This is a genomic window from Arthrobacter sp. 05N428_2, assembly GCF_056397065.1.
In genome coordinates, this window is record NZ_JBFTMR010000006.1 from 146,771 (window position 1) to 171,230 (window position 24,460).

23 protein-coding genes are annotated in these 24,460 nt (G+C 68.2%); 19 read left to right on the top strand and 4 right to left on the bottom strand.

Features of this window, described 5'->3' with window-relative positions:
* The first annotated feature begins 79 nt into the window (after positions 1–79).
* Positions 80–820: a DUF5998 family protein gene (locus tag AC1DGI_RS08905; protein WP_476898517.1), complete on the top strand. Its 741-nt coding sequence runs from the start codon at positions 80–82 to the stop codon at positions 818–820.
* A 4-nt stretch (positions 821–824) separates the two neighbouring features.
* The gene (locus tag AC1DGI_RS08910) at positions 825–2,102 is read left to right on the top strand and encodes an alkaline phosphatase family protein (RefSeq protein WP_476898590.1); all 1,278 of its coding nucleotides are present in this window, start codon (positions 825–827) and stop codon (positions 2,100–2,102) included.
* 54 nt (positions 2,103–2,156) lie between these two features.
* On the opposite strand, the gene sepH is transcribed toward AC1DGI_RS08910, so the two are convergent.
* Positions 2,157–3,632 (bottom strand): septation protein SepH, encoded by a 1,476-nt coding sequence (gene sepH, locus AC1DGI_RS08915; RefSeq protein ID WP_476898518.1) that lies wholly within the window; start codon positions 3,630–3,632, stop codon positions 2,157–2,159.
* A 326-nt stretch (positions 3,633–3,958) separates the two neighbouring features.
* Between sepH and AC1DGI_RS08920 the strand changes: the two genes are divergently transcribed.
* Positions 3,959–4,258: a DUF4193 domain-containing protein gene (locus tag AC1DGI_RS08920; protein WP_441400445.1), complete on the top strand. Its 300-nt coding sequence runs from the start codon at positions 3,959–3,961 to the stop codon at positions 4,256–4,258.
* Positions 4,259–4,291: 33 nt separating this feature from the next.
* Here AC1DGI_RS08920 and AC1DGI_RS08925 read toward each other — a convergent pair whose 3' ends face one another.
* Entirely contained in the window at positions 4,292–4,777 is a 486-nt protein-coding gene (locus AC1DGI_RS08925; RefSeq protein WP_476898519.1) for a DUF3093 domain-containing protein, read from the bottom strand.
* A gap of 119 nt (positions 4,778–4,896) precedes the next feature.
* On the opposite strand from AC1DGI_RS08925, the gene dut reads away from it, so the two are divergent.
* From dut to AC1DGI_RS08945, 4 genes are all read left to right on the top strand, one after another.
* Positions 4,897–5,442 carry a dUTP diphosphatase gene (dut, locus tag AC1DGI_RS08930; protein ID WP_476898520.1) on the top strand — a complete coding sequence of 182 codons (546 nt, stop codon included), beginning with the start codon at positions 4,897–4,899 and terminating at the stop codon, positions 5,440–5,442.
* A 78-nt stretch (positions 5,443–5,520) separates the two neighbouring features.
* Positions 5,521–6,258, top strand: a complete 738-nt coding sequence (locus AC1DGI_RS08935; RefSeq protein WP_476898521.1) for a DUF3710 domain-containing protein — start codon at positions 5,521–5,523, stop codon at positions 6,256–6,258.
* Entirely contained in the window at positions 6,251–6,646 is a 396-nt protein-coding gene (locus AC1DGI_RS08940; RefSeq protein WP_476898522.1) for a hypothetical protein, read from the top strand. The genes AC1DGI_RS08935 and AC1DGI_RS08940 overlap by 8 nt, the downstream gene beginning before the upstream one ends.
* On the top strand, positions 6,643–7,347 hold the full coding sequence (locus AC1DGI_RS08945) for a DUF3159 domain-containing protein (RefSeq protein WP_476898523.1): 705 nt from the start codon (positions 6,643–6,645) through the stop codon (positions 7,345–7,347). The genes AC1DGI_RS08940 and AC1DGI_RS08945 overlap by 4 nt, the downstream gene beginning before the upstream one ends.
* Positions 7,348–7,428: 81 nt before the next feature.
* Here AC1DGI_RS08945 and AC1DGI_RS08950 read toward each other — a convergent pair whose 3' ends face one another.
* Both AC1DGI_RS08950 and AC1DGI_RS08955 read right to left on the bottom strand, forming a co-directional pair.
* Positions 7,429–8,142 carry a potassium channel family protein gene (locus tag AC1DGI_RS08950; RefSeq protein WP_476898524.1) on the bottom strand — a complete coding sequence of 238 codons (714 nt, stop codon included), beginning with the start codon at positions 8,140–8,142 and terminating at the stop codon, positions 7,429–7,431.
* Positions 8,143–8,814: a potassium channel family protein gene (locus AC1DGI_RS08955; protein ID WP_441402524.1), complete on the bottom strand. Its 672-nt coding sequence runs from the start codon at positions 8,812–8,814 to the stop codon at positions 8,143–8,145.
* A 156-nt stretch (positions 8,815–8,970) separates the two neighbouring features.
* Here AC1DGI_RS08955 and AC1DGI_RS08960 point away from each other — a divergent pair, with 156 nt between their 5' ends.
* From AC1DGI_RS08960 to AC1DGI_RS09015, 12 genes are all read left to right on the top strand, one after another.
* A complete protein-coding gene (locus AC1DGI_RS08960; RefSeq protein ID WP_441402525.1) occupies positions 8,971–10,947 on the top strand; it encodes an APC family permease in 1,977 nt (658 codons plus the stop codon).
* Positions 10,944–12,293 (top strand): class I SAM-dependent RNA methyltransferase, encoded by a 1,350-nt coding sequence (locus AC1DGI_RS08965; protein WP_476898525.1) that lies wholly within the window; start codon positions 10,944–10,946, stop codon positions 12,291–12,293. Before AC1DGI_RS08960 ends, AC1DGI_RS08965 begins: the two co-directional genes overlap by 4 nt.
* A 190-nt stretch (positions 12,294–12,483) precedes the next feature.
* Positions 12,484–15,297 (top strand): aconitate hydratase, encoded by a 2,814-nt coding sequence (locus AC1DGI_RS08970; protein ID WP_476898526.1) that lies wholly within the window; start codon positions 12,484–12,486, stop codon positions 15,295–15,297.
* A 152-nt stretch (positions 15,298–15,449) separates the two neighbouring features.
* On the top strand, positions 15,450–17,423 hold the full coding sequence (dxs, locus tag AC1DGI_RS08975) for a 1-deoxy-D-xylulose-5-phosphate synthase (RefSeq protein WP_476898527.1): 1,974 nt from the start codon (positions 15,450–15,452) through the stop codon (positions 17,421–17,423).
* A gap of 20 nt (positions 17,424–17,443) precedes the next feature.
* On the top strand, positions 17,444–18,001 hold the full coding sequence (locus AC1DGI_RS08980; protein WP_441401173.1) for a hypothetical protein: 558 nt from the start codon (positions 17,444–17,446) through the stop codon (positions 17,999–18,001).
* Between the two features lie 72 nt (positions 18,002–18,073).
* Positions 18,074–18,292: a helix-hairpin-helix domain-containing protein gene (locus tag AC1DGI_RS08985; RefSeq protein WP_441401172.1), complete on the top strand. Its 219-nt coding sequence runs from the start codon at positions 18,074–18,076 to the stop codon at positions 18,290–18,292.
* A 54-nt stretch (positions 18,293–18,346) separates the two neighbouring features.
* A complete protein-coding gene (locus AC1DGI_RS08990) occupies positions 18,347–19,324 on the top strand; it encodes an aldo/keto reductase (RefSeq protein WP_441401170.1) in 978 nt (325 codons plus the stop codon).
* 44 nt (positions 19,325–19,368) lie between these two features.
* Positions 19,369–20,400 (top strand): nucleoside hydrolase, encoded by a 1,032-nt coding sequence (locus AC1DGI_RS08995; RefSeq protein ID WP_441401177.1) that lies wholly within the window; start codon positions 19,369–19,371, stop codon positions 20,398–20,400.
* Positions 20,401–20,482: 82 nt separating this feature from the next.
* Complete coding sequence (locus AC1DGI_RS09000; RefSeq protein WP_476898528.1) at positions 20,483–22,009, top strand: efflux RND transporter periplasmic adaptor subunit; 1,527 nt, start codon at positions 20,483–20,485, stop codon at positions 22,007–22,009.
* A gap of 2 nt (positions 22,010–22,011) precedes the next feature.
* Positions 22,012–22,728 (top strand): ABC transporter ATP-binding protein, encoded by a 717-nt coding sequence (locus AC1DGI_RS09005; RefSeq protein WP_476898529.1) that lies wholly within the window; start codon positions 22,012–22,014, stop codon positions 22,726–22,728.
* A complete protein-coding gene (locus tag AC1DGI_RS09010; RefSeq protein WP_476898530.1) occupies positions 22,725–23,969 on the top strand; it encodes an ABC transporter permease in 1,245 nt (414 codons plus the stop codon). The genes AC1DGI_RS09005 and AC1DGI_RS09010 overlap by 4 nt, the downstream gene beginning before the upstream one ends.
* 7 nt (positions 23,970–23,976) lie before the next feature.
* Positions 23,977–24,417 (top strand): hypothetical protein, encoded by a 441-nt coding sequence (locus tag AC1DGI_RS09015; RefSeq protein WP_441401162.1) that lies wholly within the window; start codon positions 23,977–23,979, stop codon positions 24,415–24,417.
* The last annotated feature ends 43 nt before the right edge of the window (positions 24,418–24,460 follow it).

The window sequence follows — 24,460 nt, forward strand, 5'->3', positions numbered from 1 at the left end:
CGCGCAGCAGCAGGGTCCCGCCCCGCAGCACCGGCGGAGCAGTTAGCAAGTCCCCGGCCGATCTGTGAAAATGGAAGCCATGAGCTCCCAGCCTCCAGCATCCCAGCCCCAGGCGTCCGTCCCCGGCCGCCACGGGCAGCACCAAGGCCTGCACGACCACAGCGCGCAGGGCCAGAGCCTGGAAGGCGCCCTCCAGCAGGCTGGTTTCTATCCCCGCCTGGTGGCCGACGTCGTCGCCGACGCCCTGGACGGCCGCGACTGCGTGGCCCACCTGGTCCACCTCGAGACCCACTTCGACCGGGCCGAGGTACGCCGCCACATCACCGTGCTCGTGCTGACCGAGGACATGCTGGTTATCACCCACGTGGACGACCAGCAGCTCGACGAGGCCGGCGAGCAAATCGTCGCGCAAGTTTCCACCGAATCCGTTCCAGTGACGCAGATCCGCTCCGTTGTGCTCAGCTACGTCTACGCACAGCCGCAGGACTATAAGCCCTCCGACCCGGTCCGGGAGCTGACCCTCTCGATCGCGTGGTCCGGCGGCCAACGCCTCGACATGGGCCCGGCCAGCTGCGGCGACCCGCAGTGCGAGGCCGACCACGGCTACAGCGGCACCATCGCGCAGGAGGACATCGTCCTACGGATCAGCGCCGAAGCGGACGGGCTGCAGGCCGTCCAGGACGCCAAACTGTTCGCCCGCGCGCTCCGGGCGGTAAACACCGGATCCACCGCTCCCGCCCCGCACGGTGTGTCCATGCTGCCGCAGCGCCCACGCTCCGGCGTCTTCGGAAACCGCCTCAACCGCGGCCACCAGCGCTGAGATGATGCCGGACAGCGCCTCCGAGTCACTGGTACCCGCACCACCGCCACCGCTCCCGGCCACCGACGGCCCCGCCGCTCTGCCGGCGCCCCCGGCGTACGGGGAGCGGTCCATCGCCGAGCTCTTCAGCAGCGCCGCGGCCAGCCTCGGCGTTCCAGGCTTCGACAACCGGCTGAAGCTTCCCGCCGCCAGGCATGTCTGCGTCGTCCTCGCCGACGGCCTGGGCCGGCAACTGCTCAAACAGAAATCCGCGCACACGCCGTTCCTGCGCTCGGTGCTGCAGGCAGGCCAAGGAGCCGTGCCGGTCTGGCTGGATTCCGCGTTCCCGTCCACCACTGCCGCGTCGCTGGCCAGTTTCGGGACCGGCCTGGCCGCTGGACAGCACGGGATGGTCGGCTACGACGTCCTCGACCCGGACCAGGACCGAGTGGTCAACATGCTTAACGGCTGGGATCCCGGGGTCGACCCGCAGCAGTGGCAGCCGATGCCGACCGTGTTCGAACGGGCCGCCGGGTACGCGGATGTCAGCACCGTCGCACTGCCGCGGTTCAGCGACTCCGCAATGACCCGGGCGGCGCTCCGTGGCGGACGCTTCGTGCCCGGGACCACCGCACACGCCCGGACCGCGGCCGCCGCGGAGGCCATGGCCGGGGCGGAGAGGTCGCTGATGTACTTCTACGTCCACGAGCTGGACAAAGCCGGGCACCGCTACGGCTCCCAGTCGCCGCAGTGGGAGAACCAGTTTGAGGAGCTGGACGCCACGGTGCGGCGGCTCAATGCCTCCCTTCCGGCCGGCACCACCGTGCTGCTGACGGGGGACCACGGCATGGTGGACGTGCCGGAGTCGCAACGGATCGACTATTCCGCCGAGGCGGAACTGATCGCCGGGGTCCGGCACACGGCGGGGGAGCCGCGGATGGTCCATCTCTACCTTGAGGACGGAGCCGACGACGCGGGCCGGCGCCGTCTGCTGGCGGCCTGGCGGGCGCGGTTCGGCGACCGGATCTGGGCGTTCACCCGGGAAGAGGCGGTTGCAGGCGGGCTGTTCGGGGAGGTCCGGGGCCCGGTCGGTCCGAGGATTGGCGACGTGATGATTGCCGCGCGCGACATGGTGGCCTTTTATGACACCCGGCGGGTTCCGGCCCGGGCGCTTGAAGTGGTCGGCCAACACGGCTCGCTCACCAAGGCGGAACGTGAGGTTCCGTTGCTGTGCTTCCAGGCCGAGGGGAAGAACGGCGGAGCCAAAGGCCGCAAGGGCGCCGGACAGGCTTTGCGGCGCTGAGCCACGGCCCGCCCGGGAGCAGGATTCCGGCCGCCAGGCGGTGTTCCGGCGCCGCTAATCCGTGCGGGTGCCGAAGACGATTTCGTCCCAGCTGGGCACACTGGACCGCTTCGGCTTGGCGGGCTGGCGTTCGGGTGTCTCCAGCTCCCGTTCGCCGCGGGCGGCGTCCCCGCGAGCCGGGCCGGTGCCCGACTGGCCGGTGGTCGGCTGGTCGGTGCGGGACGGATCGGTGCGCGAATCGGCCGTCGAGCCGGCCTGACGCCGCGACGGTCCGCCGCCCAGCAGCTCGTCCAGGCCAGGGCTTGAGGTCGGGCCGGTGCGGACGGGCCGCAGCTGCGACGCCGCGATGGTGATCTCCGTGGTCTCGGTGCTGACTCCGTCGTGAAGCTTCAACGCGTCGTCGGCGTCGTTGCCGTCATGGTGCCGCGGCGCCATGCTCAGCCGGGCCATCATCGAGGGCCGGGCATCCCGGCGGCGGGACAATGCATCCGGGCCCGGGATCGAGTGCGGCTCGACCTTGGCGGCTGGCGCTTTTTCCCCCGTCGGGGCGGGATCCGCGGAAGCCTTCTCGACGTCGGACCCGGATTCGACGTCGGATTCGGTCTCGTGCGGCGGCGGCACTTCGGACGGCCGGGGGTGTGCGGCCGGCACGCCGTTGGTCAGCAGCAACGCGAGCGCATCGTCAGCGTCCTCGTCCAGGCCCAGGCGCTGCCCTCGGCGGGAACGGAGCATGTCCAGCAGCCCGTCGGCGTCCTTTTCCTGCTGGCCGGCGGGGGAGTGGACTCCGCTCGACTGGACGATGCTGAGCTGCGCGGTGGCGGTGCGCGCCGCTGCCTCGGCGTCGGTTTCAAAATCAAAGGGGCGGTCGGACACCGCGGAGAGCCGCCGGGGCGGGACGGGGCCGTCCATCGGCTCCAGTTCGCTCAGCTGCTGGGCCCAGCGGTTAGCGTTCTGCAGTGATTTCCGTGCCGGGCTGAACGTCCACATGGCGGGCGGTTCTTCGCCGATCGCAGCGTGGGCGCCGGACTGTGTTTCGAAGCGGGCCACCACGTTCCAACTGCCGTCTAGGCGGCGCCAGGAGTCCCACTCCACGGAGGACGGCTCGATTCCGTGGGCCCGGAGCCGGTGGGTGACCATGTCGTCCAGCGTGGCGGGCTGGTCACCGAAGAAGGAGCGGTAGCTGTCGTGCCCTGCGGACGGGGAAGCCACCTCGATTTTGCGGGCCTGCTGGGCGACGTACTCGCGCTCGGCCAGCACTGGTCCCTCGTAGCGCTGCACTTTGGCCAGCGGGATGCCGGACAAGCCGGCCACCTCCTCGGCGGTGGCACCGCTTCGGATCCGGGCTTGGATGTCGCGCGGGGACATGGCAATGGGCTCGGCGCCCACGCCGGAACCGGCCTTGGCCGGCGTCCGGCTGGCCGCCGCCCGAAGTGCCTCATCGATCGGCAGCTGGAACATCTCGCCGCCGGTGCCACTCAACAGGACATGCTCCCCGTCGTCGTGGACGCCTACAAGCCGTAGATCCTGCATACAAATCCTCCACCCTGGCATTACTAACATTCGAAACTCTGCCACCGATGGGTGGCAATTCGGGTTAGGAGGGAGGGCGCGCCGTGATTTTCCGCGACTTTTCGCCCCAATCGGGCCGCCCCGGGCGGGCATCCCGGTCCCCGAACCGCCGGCCTCTGGCGTTCCGGCGCGGAGTTGGGCAAAATGACCCGACATCGGGCACAAAAAGCGCATGTCCGGCGTTGACATCGGTGAACCGAACCCGGACCCGTCCCCGGGGCTACCAGCCCCGGCGGGCACGGAGTCGGCGAACCAACCAAACGATTGCGGAGTGTGAGCAACAAGTAATGGCGACAGACTACGATGCGCCGCGCAAGACCGAAGAAGACCTCAATGAGGACTCCATCGAGGAACTCAAGTCGCGGCGTACGGACAAGCCTTCCGCGGTGGTTGATGTAGACGAAACCGACCTCGCTGAAGGCTACGAACTCCCGGGCGCCGACCTGTCCGGCGAGGAGCTGCTGGTCCGGGTCCTGCCCGCCCAGGCAGATGAATTCACCTGTGCCTCCTGTTTCCTCGTCCGCCACCGTTCGCAGATCGCCCGCGAAAAGGACGGCCTCGCGTACTGCAAGGAGTGCGAGGGCTAAAGGAGCCGGGCGGGCCCTTGGGCCCGCCCGCCGCTAGTGCGACAGTGCCGCCACCAGCTCGTCGGGGTGGCGGGTGGAGGCGAGCCAGTACGGCGTGCGGTCCGCGGGGTCGGTGATCTCGATCCGGACCACCGGGTCGATCCAGCCGCGGATGCACATGAACGCCAGGCCGTTGAGCCGGGGGCCACGCTCCGCCGTGGCCTCGGCGCCGCGGAAGGCACCGGCGGCGCCGACGAAGCGGCGTTCAATCGTCGCCCGCCCGACCCGTACCGTGGCGGCCGTGACAGAGATGGACGGGGTGGAAAGGACCAGGAGCGCCACCAGGATCACGAAAAGCACGACGGCCGCGGTAATGCCGGCGGCAATACTGATCGGGGCGAAGACCAGGATGCCGGCAGCGGCCAGCCCGGTCGCCACCAGCCAGATCCAGAAACTCGGCCAGAGCTTCTCGCTGAACAGGACGGTAGCGTCGTCGGGGGTGCTGTTGGAGGCAGGCATGGCTGCGCTGGATTCGGGCATGAGCCCAGCTTTCCACTTTTCCCCGGCTAATTCACCTTGGTCACCTGCCGGTGCCGGCGCCCTTCCGCAGCGGCGGCGCGGTAGGCCGATCCTCCGCGCGGGCGTTACAGTGGGGAACTGTGACTGAAGAAACTACTGCCGTGACCAAGCCGCCGGCAGAGCCCCCAGCCAGCGAGACGACAGCCAACGAATTCCCGGCCTACGGAGCGCCCACCCTGTCGGTGCAGCTGAAGATGCTCGACGACGGCCTGGAACCGCCGTCGTACGCCCACCCGGGGGACGCCGGGGCGGACCTGCGCGCCCGCGAGGACGTCGTGCTCGGACCGGGGGAGCGGCGGCTGGTGCCTACCGGCGTATCCATCGCCCTTCCGGACGGTTTCGTCGCCTTGATCCATCCGCGCTCCGGCCTGGCCACCAAGCACGGACTGACGGTGGTGAATGCTCCCGGCACGGTCGACGCAGGCTACCGCGGTGAGATCGCCGTGACACTGCTGAATACCGACCGCGACCAGGCGATCGAACTGCGCCGCGGCGATAGAATTGCACAAATGGTCATCCAGCGCGTGGAGTACGCGGAGTTCGTGCCCGTCCAGGAGCTAAGCGATTCGGTCCGCGGCGGCGGCGGCTTCGGCTCCACCGGCGGTTTCGGCACCGTCGGGGCCTGAATCCCGCCCGCTAAACAGGCTGAACACTGTGCGGTAGCCGAGGGCTTCGCACGGGATCACAACTAAGGAGAAAACCCGATGGTTTTTGGGCGTGGCAAAAAAGCCAAGCAGGAGCAGTTGACGGACACCGGCGATGCCGGGGAGTCTGACGCTGTTGGAACCGGCGCAGCTGCCGAGGCTCCGGACGCTGCCGTCCGCAGCGCCGGCCCCTACGACGTCTCCGAGATCGATGACCAGGACGGCTACGTCGACCTCGGCGCCCTGCTGATTACCCCGCGGGAAGGGCTGCAGCTCCGGCTGGAGGTCGAGGAAGCCACCCAGCGCGTCGTGGCAGTCACCATGGACCTGGACGGGTCCAGCCTGCAGCTGCAGGCCTTCGCCGCCCCCCGCTCCGAGGGCCTCTGGGACGAAATCCGCGAACAGATCGGCCAGTCGGTGGGCAGCCAGGGCGGCCAGGTGGACGAGATCGAAGGCCACTTCGGCATCGAGCTGGTCGCCAAGCTGCCCGCCGGTGACGGCAGCGAGGGATACCGCGTGGCCAGGTTCATCGGCGTCGACGGCCCGCGCTGGTTCCTTCGCGGCGTACTCGGCGGGGATGCCGCGCTGGATCGCGACGCCGCCGCCGGACTTGAGGAGCTGTTCCGGCAAATCGTCGTGGTGCGGGGCGAGAGCCCGATGCCGCCGCGCGACCTTTTGCAGCTCCGGCTTCCCCGGGACTCCGCGGCCGCCGCGCCGCTGGGTACCCCGGACTTCGAGCAGGGTGCACCGGAATTCGAGCAGCCCGAGCGCGGGCCGGAGATCACCCAGATTGGCTGATGCCCCTGGCAAGGAGCCAGCCGCAGCCGTTCCGGTGCGCGGCCTGCCGGAGCGCGGACGGGTGCTCTGCCGAGGCTTCATCGAGTCCGTGACCTACGCCCCGGCCGCCGAAGTCGCAGCCTTCACTGCGATCATCACGGACCACGACTCCCCGCCGCCCAAGGCCCGTCAGGTGCCGGCCAGCCACGCGACGCAGCCTGCTACCCGGCGCACACGCGGACCCGTGGCCGCCGACCGGCTCCGCGTGATTTGGCTGGGACGGCGCCGCATCCCCGGGGTCAGGGCAGGGCTGGAGCTCCGGCTTGAGGGCATGGTCACCATCCGGGACGGGTTGCCCACCATGTTCAATCCGCGCTACGAAATACTCTCCCGCAAGGAGGAGCAATGAGCACGCCTGAAGACCCCCAGCCAACCGTGAGCCAGTTCGCCGAGAACTACGCGGCCAAGGCCGGCCTGCACCGCTCCAGCAACGGCAACATCGACGTGCTCAAAAGCGCCGGCGGCGTCCAGGGCCTCGCCGAAAGCATCCTTCCGGGCCTGGTGTTTCTGATTGTCTTCACCGCGAGCCGCGAGCTGACGCCGGCCCTGGTCGCCGCACTGGCGGTGGCGGTGGTGTTCACTGTCGCGCGGCTGGTCCAGCGCAAGCCGCTGACCCAGGCCCTGGCCGGGATTGTCGGGGTCGGGCTCTCAGCGTGGCTGGCGAACTCCACCGGCAAAGCCGAGGACTTCTACGTGCTGGGGTTCTTCACCAACATCGGCTACATCCTGGCGATGACCATCTCGATCGCGGTGCGCTGGCCTGTCGCCGGGCTCCTGTTCGGTTTCATCCGCAACGAGGGCCTGGACTGGCGCAAGCATCCGGCGCGGGTCAAGGCGTACCGGATCGGCACCTGGGTGATCATCTCGGTCCTGGCCCTGCGGCTGCTCGTCCAGGTCCCCCTGTACCTGATGGGGGAGCCGGGCCTCGCGGGCCTGGCAACCACCCGGCTGATCATGGGCGCGCCGCTGTACCTCCTGGGAATGTGGGTGGCCTGGCTGCTCACCCGTCCGGCGCCCGCCCCCGCGGACGGCACTGCCCAGCCCAACTGACCTGATGCGCTGTCACTAATGGCCGCTCCCAGCCCTGGGAACGGCCATTAGTGACAGCGCAACTATTTGGAGCGGGTGGGCCTAACCGTCGAAGCCGTCGTCGGCAGCGGGCTGGGCCTCGCGGCCGTGCTGGTCCTCGGGCGCCGAGAGCAGGGCACGCAGGCCGTCCTCCGCCACGATCGTGGTGACGAAGAACAGCTCGTCGCCGCCGTCGATCACGTCGTCCCGGCTCGGCGTGATCGGCGCCTGGTCGCGCAGGATCGCCACCAGGGTCGCGTCCTCCGGCCAGTCGATGTCGCCCACGGTCAGGCCGATCACGTGCGAGTCGTGCGGCACGGTGAACTCCACCAGCGAGGACACCCCGGTCTGCAGGGTCAGCAACCGGACCAGGTCGCCGATTTCCACCGCCTCCTCCACGAGGGCCGTCATCAGTTGCGGGGTGTTGACCGCGACGTCGACGCCCCAGGAATCGTCAAACATCCAGTCGTTTTTCGGGTTGTTGACCCGGCCCACCGTCCGCCCGACGCCGAACTCGGTCTTGGCCAGCAGCGACACCACCAGGTTCACCTTGTCATCGCCCGTCGCGGAGACCACGACGTCGGCGTCCTCCAGCCGGGCGTCCTTGAGGGTACTGAGTTCACAGGCGTCGCCCACGAGCCAGTGCGCGCCGCGCAGCCCGCTGCGGCCGATCACCTCGGGCTTGAGGTCGATCAGCAGGATTTCATGTTTGTGGGACAACAATTCACGGGCGATCGAGGAACCGACGCTGCCCGCCCCGACGATGACGACTTTCACTTACGACTCCTTGGCGGGGGATTTGGCGAGAATGTGGGCAACCTCAGAAGTGCGGTCAACGCCCACCATGGCATGGACCGTGTCGCCGTCCTGGTAGGCGGTTCCGGGCCGTGGAATGATGCCCTCGCCGAAGCGGGTGAGGTAGGCGACGCGGATGTCGGCGGCTTTTTCGATCGCGGCCAGCGGGTGGCCGATCCAGCCGGCGTCGACCTCCACCTCGGCCAGCACGAGGCGGCCCGAGGGGTCGCGGAAGTCGCCGGCGAGGTGCTGCTCCGGCAGGATCCGGCGCAGCACCTGGTCCGCACTCCAGCGCACCGCGGCGACCGTGGGGATCCCGAGCCGCTGGTAGATCTCGGCGCGGCCCGGATCGTAGATGCGCGCCACGACATGCGGGACGTGGAACGTCTCGCGGGCCACCCGGGTGGCCAGGATGTTCGAATTGTCGCCGCTGGAGACGGCGGCGAACGCGTAGGCCTCTTCGACCCCGGCCTGCTTGAGCGTTTCCCGGTCGAAGCCGACGCCGGTGACCTTGCGGCCGGAGAAGCCGGTCCGCAGCCGCCGGAACGCACGGTCGTCCTGGTCGATGATCGCGACCGAATGGCCGGCGTCCTCGAGCGTGTGCGCCAGGGTCGCCCCGACACGGCCACAACCCATGATCACGAAGTGCGCCACCCGTGCCTCCTCAAGCTTCTGTGTGTTTGTTGCTGCGTCAAACAATACCGGCCGGCGCGGCCCCGGAGCCGGTCCGGCGGCGGTGCGGCCCGCCGGCCGCCGGACAGCAGGTTTCGCCGTCATGACATCGCGTCCGAATCAGACTAGCTTTGTCTGGTGCTGACAATTTTCAATGCCGTGAAGCGCGTGCTGGTAGGCAAGCCCTTCCGGAACGACAGCCTGGCCCACACCCTGCTGCCCAAACGGATCGCGCTTCCGATCTTCGCCTCCGATGCGCTCTCTTCGGTGGCCTACGCGCCCGACGAAATCCTGCTCACCCTGGCCCTGGCCGGTGTCAGCGCCGTGGCCTTCTCACCCTGGGTGGGGCTCGCGGTCATGGTGGTGCTGCTCACCGTCGTGGCCTCCTACCGCCAGAACGTCCACGCCTACCCGTCCGGCGGCGGCGACTACGAGATCGCCAATGAAAACCTTGGCAAGTACGCCGGCCTCACGGTCGCCGCTGCGCTGCTCGTGGACTACGTGCTCACCGTCGCCGTATCAATGTCCTCAGCCGCCGCCTACCTCACCACAGCCGTCCCGTCGCTGCACGGCCAGCAGGCCACGATCGCGACGATCGGCGTCGTGGTCCTGGCGCTGGTGAACCTGCGCGGCATCCGCGAAGCAGGCAGCGTCTTCGCCGTGCCGACCTACATCTTCATGTTTTCGATCCTCGGCATGACCGCCGTCGGCGTCTTCCAGGCCGCCACGGGCCAGCTCGGGCAGGCGCCGTCGGCCCAGTTCCAGATCATCCCGGCACCCGGCTTCGACGAGGGACTGGTCGGGCTCACCGGCGCGTTCCTGCTGCTGCGGGCGTTCTCCTCCGGCGCCGCCGCTCTGACCGGCGTGGAAGCAATCAGCAACGGCGTGCCGAACTTCAAGAAGCCCAAGAGCAAGAACGCGGCGACCACGCTGCTGCTGCTCGGCGTGATCGCCGCCTCCATGCTCGCTGGCATCATCTACCTGGCCAACGCCACCAAGGTGCACATTGTGCAGGACCCGGCGAAGGAGTTCCTGCTCAACGGCCACCCGGTGGACGAGGGCTACATCCAGAACCCGGCCATCAGCCAGATTGCGCAGACCGTCTTCGGGGCCGGGTCCCTCCCGTTCTACATCGTGGTCGCCGCCACCGGCGTCATCCTGGTGTTCGCCTCGAACACCGCTTTCAACGGGTTCCCGGTGCTCGGCTCGATCCTCGCGCAGGACGGCTACCTGCCGCGCCAGCTCCGCACCCGCGGCGACCGGCTCGCCTTCAGCAACGGTGTGCTGGCGCTGGCCGCCGGCGCGCTGGTGCTGATCATCTCGTTCAACGCGGACGTCACCAAGCTCATCCAGCTCTATATCGTGGGCGTCTTCATCTCCTTCACCCTGAGCCAGCTCGGCATGATCCGGCACTGGGGCCGCGAGCTCAAACTCGCCAAGGACCCGGCCACCAAACTGCGGATGATCAAGTCAAGGACGATCAACTCGATCGGCTTCGGCATGACCGGCCTGGTCCTGGTGATCGTGCTGATCACCAAGTTCGAGCAGGGCGCCTGGATCGCGCTGCTGGCCATGTTTGTCCTCTTCCTGATCATGTGGAGCATCCGGGCGCATTACGACAACGTGGCCAAGGAGCTCGCCGTGGACGAGGACTCTTCGCCCCGGGCGCTGCCGACCCGCGTGCACGCCGTGCTGCTGGTCTCCCACGTGCGCAAGCCGGTGCTCCGGGCACTGGCCTACGCCCGGGCCTCACGGCCCTCCAGGCTGGACGCCATCACGGTGGACATCAGCGCCGAGGAGACGGAACAGACGCTCGCGGACTGGGAGAAGCTGGACATTCCGGTGCCGTTGACGGTGCTGGCCAGCCCGTTCCGCGAGACGGTCACGCCGATCATGGAGTACATCAAGAACATGCGCCGCGACTCGCCGCGCGACCTGATCGTGGTCTACATCCCCGAATACGTCGTCGGCAAGTGGTGGGAGCAGCTGGTGCACAACCAGACGGCGCTCCGGATCAAGACCCGGCTGCACTTCGAGCCCGGCGTCATGGTGGCCAGCGTGCCGTGGCAGCTCAAGTCTTCCGAAGAATCGAAAAACCTGCAGGACATCCGATGAGCACCGACACCACTCACCCCGCCCGGACCGAGCTGGTCGTCGACGTCGGCCCCGTTGCGCACGGCGGCCACTGCGTGGCCCGGCACGAGGGCCGCGTGATCTTCGTCCGGCACGGCATCCCCGGTGAAAAGGTCCGGATCCGGCTTACCGACGACGGCGAGTCCGCCAAATTCTGGCGCGCCGACGTCGTTGAGGTGCTGGAGCCGTCCCCGGACCGGGTGGAGCACTTCTGGCACGTCGCCGACTCGCAGCGTTCCTGGTCCCACGGCCACCCGCCGGTCGGCGGCGCGGAGCTGGGCCACATCTCGCTGGAACGCCAGCGCAGCCTCAAGGCCGAGGTCCTGGCCGAGCAGCTGCACCGGCTGGCCGGGGTCGAACTCCCGGACCTCACGGTTGAGGCCGTGGGGGAGGCAATTGCGGGGAAGGCCACCGGCCTGGCCTGGCGGACCCGCGCCGGGTTTGCGGTGACTCCTGGCGGCAAGCTCGGCATGCACGCACACCGCAGCAATGAAGTGTTTCCGGTCCGCGAGATGCCGCTGGCCGTCGAGGGCATCAACTCGCTCCGGCTCTGGGACCTCGACCTGCAAGGCATCGAGCGGATCGAGGTCGCGGCGCCGGGCAACGGTTCGCGGCCGCTGGTGCTCCTGGCGCCGGCAGCCGGGACCCGGGCCAAGCGGCTCAACGGCATCCTGGCCCAGTTGCCGGAGGACGTCTCGGTGGCCCGGGCGGATCCCGGCACGGGGTCGGTCACGCAGCTGCGCGGCCGCACCTGGGTGCAGGAAACCGCCGCCGGCCACGACTACCGGGTGTCCGGGGACGGGTTCTGGCAGATCCACCGTGATGCCCCGGAGACCTTGGTGGGGGCGGTGACCGGCTTCCTGCACGACGGCGGCTACCTCGCGGCCGGGTCCGTGGTGGCTGACCTCTACGCCGGCGCCGGGTTGTTCACCGCGCCGCTCGCCGACGCCGTCGGCGTCACCGGGTCCGTGCTGTCCGTGGAGGGCGCTCCGGGCACCAGCCGGGATGCCCGTAAGAACCTGCACGGGGCGGCGCAGGTCAAAATCGTCCAAGGCAAAGTGGAGCGGGTGCTGCGGCAGACGCCGGGCAACTTCGACGCCCTGGTCCTCGACCCGCCGCGGGCCGGCGCCGGCAAGGCGGTTGTCAACCAACTGGCCGCGGCCGGTCCGCGGGCGATCGCCTATGTCTCCTGCGATCCGGCGTCGTTCGCGCGCGACGTGGGCTACTTCCAGCAGGCCGGCTGGGGACTGGAGAGGCTGCGCGCCTTTGACCTCTACCCGCACACCCACCACATGGAGGCTGTGGCGTTACTGACTCCCCGGCGCTGATGCCACTAGTATGGCGGTAGTAGTCCGTCGTCACGCCGGAGTCCCTTTTTCACGGCGACTGTTGAGCAAGCAGGGCAACGCCCTGTGCCTCGAGAGTTGTTTTCAAACGTTTTGTCTTAGTTAGGCTGGCCTAACTAGCAAGGGGTCTGCGGCGCGGCAAAGATGAAACTGTTGCGAGAGGAGTCCTGCGATGAGCATTGTGGACAGCTTCGGTTCAAAAGGCAAACTTAATGTAGCCGGTACCGAATACGAAATTTTCCGGTTGAACTCCGTTGAAGGTGCAGAAAACCTTCCGTTCAGCCTCAAGGTATTGCTTGAAAACCTGTTGAGGACCGAGGACGGCGCCAACATCACGGCCGACCACGTCCGCGCACTGGCCGGTTGGGACCCCAACGCCCAGCCCGACACTGAAATCCAGTTCACGCCGGCGCGCGTGATCATGCAGGACTTCACTGGCGTGCCCTGCGTTGTGGACCTCGCCACCATGCGTGAGGCCGTCAAGGAACTCGGCGGCGACCCCAAGCGGGTCAACCCGCTGGCACCGGCGGAAATGGTCATCGACCACTCCGTGCAGATCGACGTCTTCGGTAACTCCGGCGCACTGGAGCGCAACATGGAGATCGAATACCAGCGCAACGGTGAGCGCTACCAGTTCCTGCGCTGGGGCCAGACCGCGTTCGACGATTTCAAGGTCGTCCCGCCCGGAACCGGCATCGTGCACCAGGTCAACATCGAGTACCTGGCCCGCACCGTCATGACCCGTGAGATTGACGGCGTGCTGCGTGCCTACCCGGACACCTGCGTCGGCACCGACTCGCACACCACCATGGTCAACGGCCTGGGCGTGCTCGGCTGGGGCGTCGGCGGCATCGAAGCCGAGGCTGCCATGCTCGGCCAGCCCGTCTCCATGCTGATCCCGCGCGTCGTAGGCTTCAAGCTGACCGGGTCCATCCCGGCCGGCGCCACCGCCACCGACGTCGTCCTGACCATCACCGAGCAGTTGCGCCAGCACGGCGTGGTCGGCAAGTTCGTGGAGTTCTACGGCGAAGGCGTCGCGGCCGTGCCGCTGGCCAACCGCGCCACGATCGGCAACATGAGCCCCGAGTTCGGCTCCACCGCCGCGATGTTCCCGATCGACGACGTCACCCTCGACTACCTGCGCCTCACCGGCCGGTCCGATGAGAACGTGGCCCTCGTGGAGGCCTACGCGAAGGAACAGGGCCTGTGGCACGATCCTTCCAAGGAAATCAAGTTCTCCGAGTACCTCGAGCTGGACCTGTCCACGGTGGTCCCGTCGATCTCCGGCCCGAAGCGCCCGCAGGACCGCATCATCCTCACCGAGTCCAAGGCCCAGTTCCGCGAGGACCTGCGCAACTACGTGCAGGAAGACCTCACCGACGGCAGCCTGGACGAGGCGATCGACGAGAGCTTCCCGGCCTCGGACTCGCCGTCGTTCACCGCCTCCTCGACGCACCTCACGGAACAGGCGCCGCACGCGCACGGGCCGCACTCCAACGGACGCCCGTCCAATACCGTCGCGGTCAAGACCGCCGACGGCCGGGAGTTCGAGCTGGACCACGGCGCGGTGTCGATCGCCTCGATCACCTCATGCACCAACACATCCAACCCCTCGGTGATGCTGGCTGCCGCGCTGCTGGCACGCAACGCCGTCGACAAGGGCCTGACCTCGAAGCCCTGGGTCAAGACCTCCGTTGCCCCCGGCTCCAAGGTCGTCACCGACTACTACAACAAGTCGGGCCTGACCCCGTACCTGGAGAAGCTCGGCTTCTACATCGTCGGCTACGGCTGCGCGACCTGCATCGGCAACTCCGGCCCGCTCGACGCCGAGATCTCCGAGGCCATCCAGGCCAACGACCTCTCCGTCACGGCCGTGCTCTCCGGCAACCGCAACTTCGAAGGCCGGATCAACCCGGACGTCAAGATGAACTACCTGGCCTCCCCGCCGCTGGTCATCGCGTATGCCCTGGCCGGCACCATGGACTTCGACTTCGAGAACGACGCCCTGGGCCAGGACGAGTCCGGCAAGGACATCTTCCTGAAGGACATCTGGCCGAACCCGGTCGAGGTCCAGCAGGTCATCGATTCCTCGATCGACAAGGGCATGTTCGCCCGCGGCTACGAAGGCGTCTTCGAGGGCGACGACCGCTGGAAGGCACTCGACACCCCGGCCGGCGACACCTTCGCCTGGGACGAGAAGTCCACCTACGTCCGGAAGCCCCCGTACTTCGAGGGCATGAAGGCGCAGCCGGAACCCGTGCAGGACATCACCGGTGCGCGCGTGCTGCTCAAGCTCGGCGACTCGGTCACCACCGACCACATCTCCCCGGCCGGTTCCTTCAAGTCGGACACCCCGGCCGGCCAGTACCTGCTGGCCAACGGTGTGGAGCGCAAGGACTTCAACTCCTACGGCTCACGCCGTGGCAACCACGAAGTCATGATCCGCGGCACCTTCGCGAACATCCGGATCAAGAACCAGCTCCTCGACGGCGTCGAGGGCGGCTTCACCCGCGACTTCACGCAGGCTGACGGCCCGCAGGCCTACGTCTACGACGCCGCGCAGAACTACCAGGCCGCCGGCACCCCGCTGATCGTCCTGGCCGGCAAGGAGTACGGTTCCGGCTCGTCCCGTGACTGGGCCGCCAAGGGCACCGCACTGCTGGGTGTCAAGGCCGTTGTCGCCGAGAGTTACGAGCGCATCCACCGCTCCAACCTGATCGGCATGGGCGTCCTGCCGCTGCAGTACCCGGCCGGCCAGAACGCCGCCAGCCTGGGCCTGACCGGCACGGAAACGTTCGCCGTTGAAGGCGTCACCGCCCTCAACGACGGCACCACGCCGAAGACCCTCAAGGTCACCGCGACGGCCGAAGACGGCTCCACCACGTCCTTCGATGCGGTCCTGCGCATCGATACCCCGGGCGAAGCCGACTACTACCGCAACGGCGGCATCCTGCAGTACGTACTGCGCCAGATCTCCGCCCACTAGCGGCAGTCCAGCAGCACCGCAGCGCAGCGCGAACGCCCCGGCCCGTCCCCGACGGACCGGGGCGTTCGCGTCTCCGGACCCCGGTCCGGCGCCGGGGCCCGCTTCGAGGCGTTAGAGTTAAACGGCATGTCTACCACCCGAAGGAGGGGCCGTTGGGAATCTTGGAGACCATCCGGGGTCCGCAGGACCTGAGCAAGTTGTCCCAGGCGCAGCTGGACCAGCTGGCAGGCGAGGTCAGGGAATTCCTGATCGGCAACGTCTCCCAGACGGGAGGCCACCTCGGGCCGAACCTCGGCGTCGTTGAACTCACCATCGCGCTGCACCGGATCTTCGATTCCCCCCGCGACAGCATTGTCTTCGACACCGGCCACCAGTCCTACGTGCACAAGCTCCTCACCGGACGCCAGGATTTCAGTACGCTACGCCAGCAGGGCGGCCTGTCCGGCTACCCGGACCGGGCGGAGTCCGAACACGACATCGTCGAAAGTTCGCATGCCTCCTCGTCGCTGTCCTGGGCCGACGGCATCTCCCGCGCCCGCCAGCTGACCGGCGACGGCGACCGCTACGTGATCGCCGTCGTCGGCGACGGCGCCCTGACCGGCGGCATGGCCTGGGAGGCGATCAACAACATCGCGGCGGACAAGAAGCGCCGGGTCGTGATCGTAGTGAACGACAACGGCCGCTCCTACGCGCCGACCGTCGGCGGCGTCGCCGACTACCTGGCCTCGCTGCGCCCCACCATCGATTCGCTCCGCGCCGCGCCGGCCTACGAGGTCGCACTCGATTGGTGGAAGAAGAGGCTGCAGAGCGGCGGCCCGGCCGGCCAATTCACCTACAAGAGCCTGCATGCCATGAAAAAGGGCATCAAGGACTGGTGGGCCCCGCAGGGCATGTTCGAGGACCTGGGCATGAAGTACATCGGTCCGGTGGACGGCCACAACCTGCAGGCCATGGAAAACGCCCTCTCCACGGCGAAAAACTACGCCGGTCCGGTGATCGTCCACGCCATCACCGAAAAGGGCCACGGCTACGCGCCGGCTCGGGCCAACGAGGCCGACCAGTTCCACGCCGTGGGCATCATCGACCCGGAAACCGGCGTGCCCACCGAGGCGGGCGGCGCGAAGTCCTGGACCTCGGTTTTCGCCGACGAAATCGCCGACATCGCGGATGAACGCAAGGACATCGTCGGCATTACCGGAGCCATGCTGATCCCCGTCGGACTGCACAAGTTCGCCGCCCGGCACCCGAAACGGGTGTTCGACGTCGGCATCGCCGAACAACACGCCCTCACCTCTGCGGCGGGCATGGCCTTCGGGGGACTGCATCCGGTGGTGGCCGTCTACGCCACCTTCCTGAACCGTGCCTTCGACCAGCTACTGATGGACGTCGCGCTGCACAAGGCCGGCGTCACGATCGTGCTGGACCGGGCCGGGGTTACCGGGCCCGACGGCGCCAGCCACCACGGCATGTGGGACATGGCGATGGTCCAGATCGTTCCCGGCCTGCACCTGGCCGCGCCGCGCGACGCCAGCCGGCTGCGTGAGGAACTGCGCGAGGCAGTCGCCGTCGAAGACGCACCCACCGTCATCCGCTACTCCAAAGGCACCGTCGGCGCCGAAGTGGAAGCCGTTGAACGGCTCAGCGACGGCGTCGACGTGCTCGCGCGCCGCCCGGCCGGATCGAGCGACAACGACGTGCTGATCGTCAGTGTCGGCGCGATGTCCGAAGTCGCACTGGACGTCTCCAACCGGCTCGGCGCCCAGGGCATCAGCTCCACCGTGGTGGATCCGCGCTGGGTGCTCCCGGTCCCCAGGTCCGTGATCGCCCTGGCCTCCCACCACCGTCTCGTCATCTGCATCGAGGACGGGGTGCGCGCCGGCGGCGTCGGGTCGCGAATCCGCCAGGAAATGCGGGCCGCCGGGGTGGACACCGCGCTGAACGAGGTGGGGCTCCCGGTGGAGTTCCTGGACCACGGGAGCCGCAGCCAGGTGCTGGAACGGGTCGGCCTGACCGCCCAGCAAATCACGCACGACGTCGTCGCGCAGGTCCTGGGGACCAAGGTGCCGTTTGCGCGGCCGCTGCCCGGACAGCAACACCCCAGTACCGGCAGCCTGCCGATCCTGTGACCGTTTACGAAGGGACAGCCATGAGCGGCATTATCCGCGTCTACAAGCACGACGAAGAGGGAGTCCTGCAGTTCAGGGAAGCCTGGATTGACGAGGAGTTCCACGAGTTCGTGATGAACCACGGCGTTGTCGGGCACCAGAGCAAGACCGAGGAAACCCCCGTCGCCGACGCTGCCGCCGGCGAGGGCCTGATGGCGGCATTCGCGGCGCAGTGCGCCGAGGACGGCTACGCGGAGATCCCGGACGGGGAGCAGTTCTGGGTGGTGGCGCAGTACGCGCTCAAGACCAAGGACGGGACCAGCCGCGACCGCTACCTCGAGGAAAAAGCCAAGGACGCCCTGATCGGGCACCTCGCCTGGCGCGGCCTCGGGGTGGTGGACCGTTCCGAGTTCTCCGAGTCCAAGCTCAACATCTACTGCCTCACTCCGGACGTTAACAAAACCGTTAACGCGATCAAGGTCTGCATCCGCGGCGAGGACCTGGATTTCACCAAGCTGAGCATCGGTGCCGCACCGTTCGACGGGACCGACTTCAAGCTCAAGCACTCCGCCAAACCGGCGAACAGCTTCACGCTCTAGGTCTGGAACCACCTGCAAGGAGCCGGTCACGGCTCACATCCGTTTGGGGGCAACCGACCGGAAGGCAACGCAATGACGCGCAAATCCCCTCGACCAGGCAGCACCCCACTTCCCGCAGGGCTCGCGGCACCAGCCCGCAAGTCACTTGCCCACGCGGGGGTGGAAACCCTCGAACACGTCGCGCTGCTGGGCCACCGCCGGCTGGCCGGCATGCCGGGCGTCTGCCCGCGCACCCTCGCGCAACTCGAGGACGCCATGGACGAGCACGGGCTGGAGCTTCCCGCGGGATAGCCGCCGGGCCGGCGCTGCCGGAGGGCCATGGCCGGCCGTTATAGGCTGGTCCCCATGACTGAATACCGCCGCGTAGGAAATTCCGGACTGACCGTCTCGGCCGTAGGACTTGGCTGCAACAATCTGGGCCGGGCGAACACCGCCACCGAGTCGCAGGAGGGGACCGACGCCGTCGTGCATGCGGCCCTGGACGCCGGCATCACCTTCTTTGACGTCGCCGACGCCTACGGGCGCGAGCCCGGACTGAGCGAAACCATGCTGGGCAAGGCACTGGCCGGGCGCCGCGACGACGCCGTGATCGGCACCAAGTTCGGCATGGACATGCGCGGCACCAACGGCAACGACTTCGACGCCCGGGGCTCGCGCCGGTACATCATCAAGGCGGCAGAGGCGTCGCTGCGGCGGCTCGGGACGGACTGGATCGACCTCTACCAGTTCCATACCCCGGACCCGCTGACGCCCATCGATGAGACCCTCGCAGCCCTCGACGAGCTCGTGACCAGCGGAAAGGTCCGCTACATCGGCCATTCCAACCGCGCCGGCTGGCAGATCGCGGAGGCCGAATTCGTGGCCCGCGCCCGCGGCGGAGCCCGCTTCATCTCCAGCCAGAACCACTACAACCTGCTGGACCGGCGCGCCGAACTGGAGGTCACCCCGGCAGCCGAAGCCTACGGCTTGGGCGTGCTCCCGTACTTCCCGCTGGCCAACGGCCTGCTCACCGGCAAGTACTCGCAGGGGAAGGCGCCGGAAGGGTCGCGGCTCAGCCACACCCGTACCAATCTTGTCAACGACGCCGACTGGGGCCAGCTCGGTGCCTTCTCCACCTTCGCCGCCGAACGTGACCTGAACGAGATCCAGGTCGCGTTCTCCTGGCTCGCTGCGCAGCCGTCGGTCAGCAGCGTGATCGCCGGGGCCACCCGGCCGGAACAGGTCCGGCAAAACGCCGCCGCCGTCGCCTGGGTCCCGGACGCCGCCGAGCTGGCCGAACTTGACCAGATCTTCCCGCGGACCCCCAAGGTCGCGCTGTTCTAGGCCGCACTGTTCTGCGCTCTGGCGTGCCCGGCGCTGATACCGCGGTGCAGTCGGTCCTGATGGACGTCGACACCGGCATCGACGACGCCCTGGCCATTGTGTACCTGCTGTCCCGGCCCGAGGTCCGGCTGGCGGCCATCACCTGCACCGCCGGCAACGTCGATGCCCGGCAGGTGGCGATCAACAGCCTGTCGCTGCTGGAGCTGTGCGGACAGGAGGGGATTGAGGTCGCGGTCGGCGCCGAGGTGCCGCTGACGATCCCGCTGGTCACCACCGAGGAGACCCACGGGCCGCAGGGGATCGGCTACGCCGTGCTGCCGCCGCCGGTCCAGCAGGTTTCGGCGCGGCACGCCGTCGACGTCTGGGTGGAAGAAGCCAGGGCGCACCCGGGAAAGATCACCGGGCTGATCACCGGACCGCTGACCAATTTCGCCCTCGCGCTGCGGCGCGAGCCGGAGCTGCCCCGGCTGCTCAAGGGCCTGGTGATCATGGGCGGCAGCTTCTACTATCCCGGCAACACGACGCCGACGGCGGAGTGGAACACCGCGGTGGACCCGCACGCGGCCAAGGAAGTCTACGCGGCCTACCGCGGGTTGCCGGAGGACAAACTGCCGGTGGTCTGCGCCCTGGAGTCCACGGAGCGGATCGAGCTGCGGCCGGAGCACCTGCGCCAGCTCGGCGACGCCGCCGGGGTTCCGGAACCCGAATTGGTGCTGCCGGACCAGCCCGAAGGACTGCGCAGCACCTCCGGCAACCCCCTGGTGGCGTGCCTGTCGGACGCGGTCCGGTTCTACTTGGAGTTCCACCGGCGCTGCGGCCAGGGCTACGTGGCGCATATGCACGACGCGTTTGCCGCCTGCGTCGCGGCTGGACGGACCCCGTTCAGCACCCGGCCGGCCACGGTCGACGTCGAGACGGATTCCCCGCTGCTGGCCGGTACCACAGTGGCGGACTTCCGCGGTCTGTGGGGCCTGCCGCCCAACGCCAGGATTGTGGCGGGCAACGATCCAGCGCACTGCTTGGACGAGCTGATTTCGTCGGTGGGCGCCTTGGCCCGCTCCCTGGACGTGCGGTAGCCGCCGGATCCTGACCCGCCGGACCGGCGGTCTCCCAAGCTTTTCCCGGGCTTCGCTCAGGCACGGCCGATACCGTCCTGCCATGACCTCTAAAACCCTTGTCATCAACTCTGCACTGGGCGCCCTGATTCTGGCGCTCGGCGCAGGGACCTACCTGTCCGTCACGGCCGCAGGCTCAACATCCCCCGCGGCTTCGACCCGGACGGTTGCGGTGACCAAGGCCAGCATCTCCTCGGTCGCCACGGCGTCGGGCAACGTCTCGCCCGCGACGACCACCGTGGTGAACGCCCAGAACTGCACCGGCCCCATAGTCTCCGTTAGCGCAGCCCTGGGCCAACAGGTCACGGCCGGGCAGCAGCTGCTGACGATCGACCCAACCAACGCGCAGAATGCGCTCAAGACCGCCGAAGCGCAATTGTCCTCAATCAGTGCCCAAGCCAATCAGCAGCAGGTCTCGGCCGCGGGCCAGGTTTCCTCGGCCAACCAGAGCCTGGTCAACGCCCAGCAGTCCGCCAACCTGGATGCCTCGCAGCAGGCCGCTGGGGTGGCAGCGGCGCAGAAGGCGGTCGACTCGGACACCAGTGCTGTCGCCGCCGCGCAGGCCCTGCCCGTCCCCAGCCCGAAACCGGCCAACTGGAATGATCCCGTAGCCGCGGCGCAGAACCAGCTCGCCAAGGACCAGCAGGCCCTGACGCAGGCGCAAAACCAGGCGGCGTCATCCCAGCTCAAGGACAAGCAACAGGTCTCCACGGCCAGCACGGCGCTGGGGAATGCCCAGAACTCGGCGGCCTCGGCCGGGGGAACCAACGTCACCAGCGCACAGCTCGCGGTCGAAACGGCCCAGGCCAACCTCGCCGCCTGCAACCTGAACGCCCCGGTGGCCGGCACCATTACCGCGGTCAGCGCCACGGTCGGCGCGCTGACCGGATCCGGCGGGGCCTCGTCCGGGTCCGCAGGGGCCGCGTCCGGTGGCACGGCCACGGGCTCGGCGGGTGCTTCCGGTGCCGCCGCGGCTACCTCGTCCGCCTCCGGCGGCGGCCTCGTCACCATCAGCGACACGGGTCATTTGCAGGTGACGGCGGGATTCTCCGAAGCGGACATCGCGAACATGAAGCCGGAGCAGACTGCGGAGTTTGTCTTTCCCGCCCTAAGCCAACAGGCTAACGCCGCCCCGGTCACCGGCAAGGTCGTCTCAATTGCACAGACCTCGAGCACCACCAACGGCGTCGTCACGTACCCCGTCACCGTGTCAATCGCCAACCCGCCGTCAACCCTGCGCCTGGGCCAAAGCGCCAACATCTCCGTCACCACGGCCATCGCGGACAGCGCCTTGCTCGTGCCCAGCCTTGCGGTGACCACCAGCGGGACCCGGCAGACCGTCAACGTCGTCAAGAACGGGACGACGACGGCGACCCGCGTCACCACCGGAATCACCGCCAACGGCAGGACCCAGGTGCTCACCGGCCTCTCGGAAGGGGACCAGATTGAGCTTCCCGCGATCTCGAGCACCCTGGACAGCAGCACCGGAACCACTCCGGGCAACGGCTTCGGCGGAGCCGGGCTCACCGGCGGCAACCGTGGCGGCGGCGCCCGGAACGGGGGGCAGTAACCATGGCGGTCATCGAACTCTCCGGAGTCAACAAGGTGTACGGCAACGGTGAGGCGGAGGTCCGGGCGCTCGACGGCGTCAGCATCACCATCGAGCGCGGCGAATTTGTGGCCATCATCGGGGCATCCGGCTCCGGCAAGTCGACCATGATGAACATCATCGGCTGCCTGGATGCACCGACCTCCGGGAACTACTTTCTGGACGGCATCCACACGGCCGAGCTCGACGAATTCCAGCAGGCGCAGATCCGCAACCGCAAGATCGGCTTTGTCTTTCAGAATTTCAACCTGATTCCGCGCACCAAGGCCGTCGAGAACGTGGCCATGCCACTTGCCTACGCCGGAGTGGGCCGGACCGAACGGCGCACCCGCGCCCTGGCGATGCTCGACTCTGTCGGGCTATCCAGCCGTGCGGACCACAAACCCTCACAGCTTTCCGGCGGCCAGCAGCAGCGCGTGGCCATCGCCCGGGCACTCGTCACCAATCCCGTCCTGCTGCTCGCCGACGAACCGACGGGCGCGCTGGATTCACGCTCATCCTCGGAAATCCTCGACCTGTTCGAACGGCTTCACGAAGCGGGCCGGACCATCGTGATGATCACCCACGAGATGGACGTGGCCGAACGGGCCGGCCGGGTGCTGCGGATGCAGGACGGCCGGATCGTTTCGGACGTCAGGCAGCAGCCGTTCGGCGGCCGCGCCCTGGCCGGGGCGCAGTGAACCTGCTGGAGTCGGCCCGGTTCGCCGTCACCGGCGTCGCGGCCAACAAGATGCGGTCGATCCTGACCACGCTGGGAATCCTGATCGGCATCGCTGCCGTGATCGTGTTGCTTGCCGTCGGCGCGGGCACCAGCAACGCCATCAAGGCCCAAATCGGCAAGCTGGGGACCAACGTGCTGACCGTGAGCCGGTCAACCTCCGTCGGAGGCCGCGCCGGCGCCGGATCCCAGGTGGGGGCCAGCCGCACCCGCAGCACCAACCTCACGCTCGACGACGAAAAGGCCCTCACCGACCCGGTGCTCGCGCCCGACGTCGCACGCACGGCACCGATCGTGCAGGCGCAAAACGTGACCGGGACCTACAACAGCGCCACCCACGCGGTGGCGAGTTTCCTGGGCACCACCTCGTCGTATTTCGCCATCACCAACAGCGCCGTGGCATCGGGTGCCCTGTTTACCGACGCCGACGAACAGGCCGGGAATCCGGTAGCCGTGATCGGCAACACCGTCGCCGCGGACCTGTTCGGCACCAAGACCGCGTCCGCCGTCGGACAGACCGTCCAACTGAACGGCCAGAACTTCACCGTCACCGGCGTGCTGGGCGCCAAGGGATCCTCGGGGCTGAACGACCCCGACGATATCGTCGTCGTGCCGCTGTCCACTGCCCAGAACAAGTTCACCGGGTATGCACCGACGCTGGCGTCGATCACTGTCCAGGCCAGCTCCGCCGAGGTCATGAACCAGGCGCAGAACGAGTTGCAGATGATCCTCGATGCCCGCCACAGGGTGGACGCCACCAGCCGGGACTATCAGGTGCGGAACCAGGCCCAGATCCTCAGTACCGCCACCAACACCACGCAGACCCTGACCATCCTGCTGGGGGCCGTGGCCGCCATCAGCCTCCTGGTCGGCGGGATCGGCGTCATGAACATCATGCTGGTCACCGTCACAGAGCGAACCCGGGAAATCGGCATCCGCAAGGCCATCGGCGCTTCCCGCGGGAGCATCGTCGCCCAGTTCCTGATCGAGTCCTTGATCATCTCGGTGATCGGTGGGGTGGCGGGAATCGTCATCGGTTTCGCCGGCAGCGCCTTCCCCGTCCTCGGGGTCCAGCCCGAGGTCCAGGCCTGGACGGTGTGGCTCTCCCTTGCCGTGTCCGCCGTCATCGGCCTCGTCTTTGGTGTCTATCCCGCCAACAAGGCCGCGAAACTGCGGCCGATCGACGCACTCCGTTATGAATAGGACTTCCATGAAGAGCTACATCCCAGGTACCGGCCGCGCCGCACAGGTCGGCGGCGAGCCTGCCGAGCAGTTCCCCACGGAGACGCTGCCAGCCGCGGAGCTCCCGGCCGACGCCGGTGATTCCCTCATGTTGCCTGTCGCCGATGACGAGCCGTTCGTTCCCAAAAGCAGGTACGTCATGGGACGGTCCACCAAGGTGCTGGTGTGCGTTGTCCTGGTGGCCGCCGGCATGTTCACAGGTTCAGCCATCCAGAAACAGATCGATGCCGGAACGCGCGGGCCGCGCACCAATTTCGGCACGGTCCAGGGTCCGGGCGCGGGAACGGGAACCGGCTCGGGGAGCCCGACCCCGGGCCAGGGCCGCCGCGGCGGCGGGACTGCCGGGACCGCCGGGGGCGCCGGCTCCGGCGCCCCGACCACTGCCCCGTCGGCGGGCACAGGCCAGTAACTGCCGGTCCACGACGAGGCGCCGCCGTCCACCGCCATATCGC

Bases quoted from the DNA above. Each gene is read 5' to 3' on its own strand.
- AC1DGI_RS08905 (WP_476898517.1), top strand. From the start codon at position 80: ATGAGCTCCCAGCCTCCAGCATCCCAGCCCCAGGCGTCCGTCCCCGGC.
- AC1DGI_RS08910 (WP_476898590.1), top strand. From the start codon at position 825: ATGCCGGACAGCGCCTCCGAGTCACTGGTACCCGCACCACCGCCACCG.
- sepH (WP_476898518.1), bottom strand. From the start codon at position 3,632: ATGCAGGATCTACGGCTTGTAGGCGTCCACGACGACGGGGAGCATGTC.
- AC1DGI_RS08920 (WP_441400445.1), top strand. From the start codon at position 3,959: ATGGCGACAGACTACGATGCGCCGCGCAAGACCGAAGAAGACCTCAAT.
- AC1DGI_RS08925 (WP_476898519.1), bottom strand. From the start codon at position 4,777: ATGCCCGAATCCAGCGCAGCCATGCCTGCCTCCAACAGCACCCCCGAC.
- AC1DGI_RS08935 (WP_476898521.1), top strand. From the start codon at position 5,521: ATGGTTTTTGGGCGTGGCAAAAAAGCCAAGCAGGAGCAGTTGACGGAC.
- AC1DGI_RS08945 (WP_476898523.1), top strand. From the start codon at position 6,643: ATGAGCACGCCTGAAGACCCCCAGCCAACCGTGAGCCAGTTCGCCGAG.
- AC1DGI_RS08965 (WP_476898525.1), top strand. From the start codon at position 10,944: ATGAGCACCGACACCACTCACCCCGCCCGGACCGAGCTGGTCGTCGAC.
- AC1DGI_RS08970 (WP_476898526.1), top strand. From the start codon at position 12,484: ATGAGCATTGTGGACAGCTTCGGTTCAAAAGGCAAACTTAATGTAGCC.
- AC1DGI_RS08980 (WP_441401173.1), top strand. From the start codon at position 17,444: ATGAGCGGCATTATCCGCGTCTACAAGCACGACGAAGAGGGAGTCCTG.
- AC1DGI_RS08985 (WP_441401172.1), top strand. From the start codon at position 18,074: ATGACGCGCAAATCCCCTCGACCAGGCAGCACCCCACTTCCCGCAGGG.
- AC1DGI_RS08990 (WP_441401170.1), top strand. From the start codon at position 18,347: ATGACTGAATACCGCCGCGTAGGAAATTCCGGACTGACCGTCTCGGCC.
- AC1DGI_RS09000 (WP_476898528.1), top strand. From the start codon at position 20,483: ATGACCTCTAAAACCCTTGTCATCAACTCTGCACTGGGCGCCCTGATT.
- AC1DGI_RS09005 (WP_476898529.1), top strand. From the start codon at position 22,012: ATGGCGGTCATCGAACTCTCCGGAGTCAACAAGGTGTACGGCAACGGT.
- AC1DGI_RS09015 (WP_441401162.1), top strand. From the start codon at position 23,977: ATGAAGAGCTACATCCCAGGTACCGGCCGCGCCGCACAGGTCGGCGGC.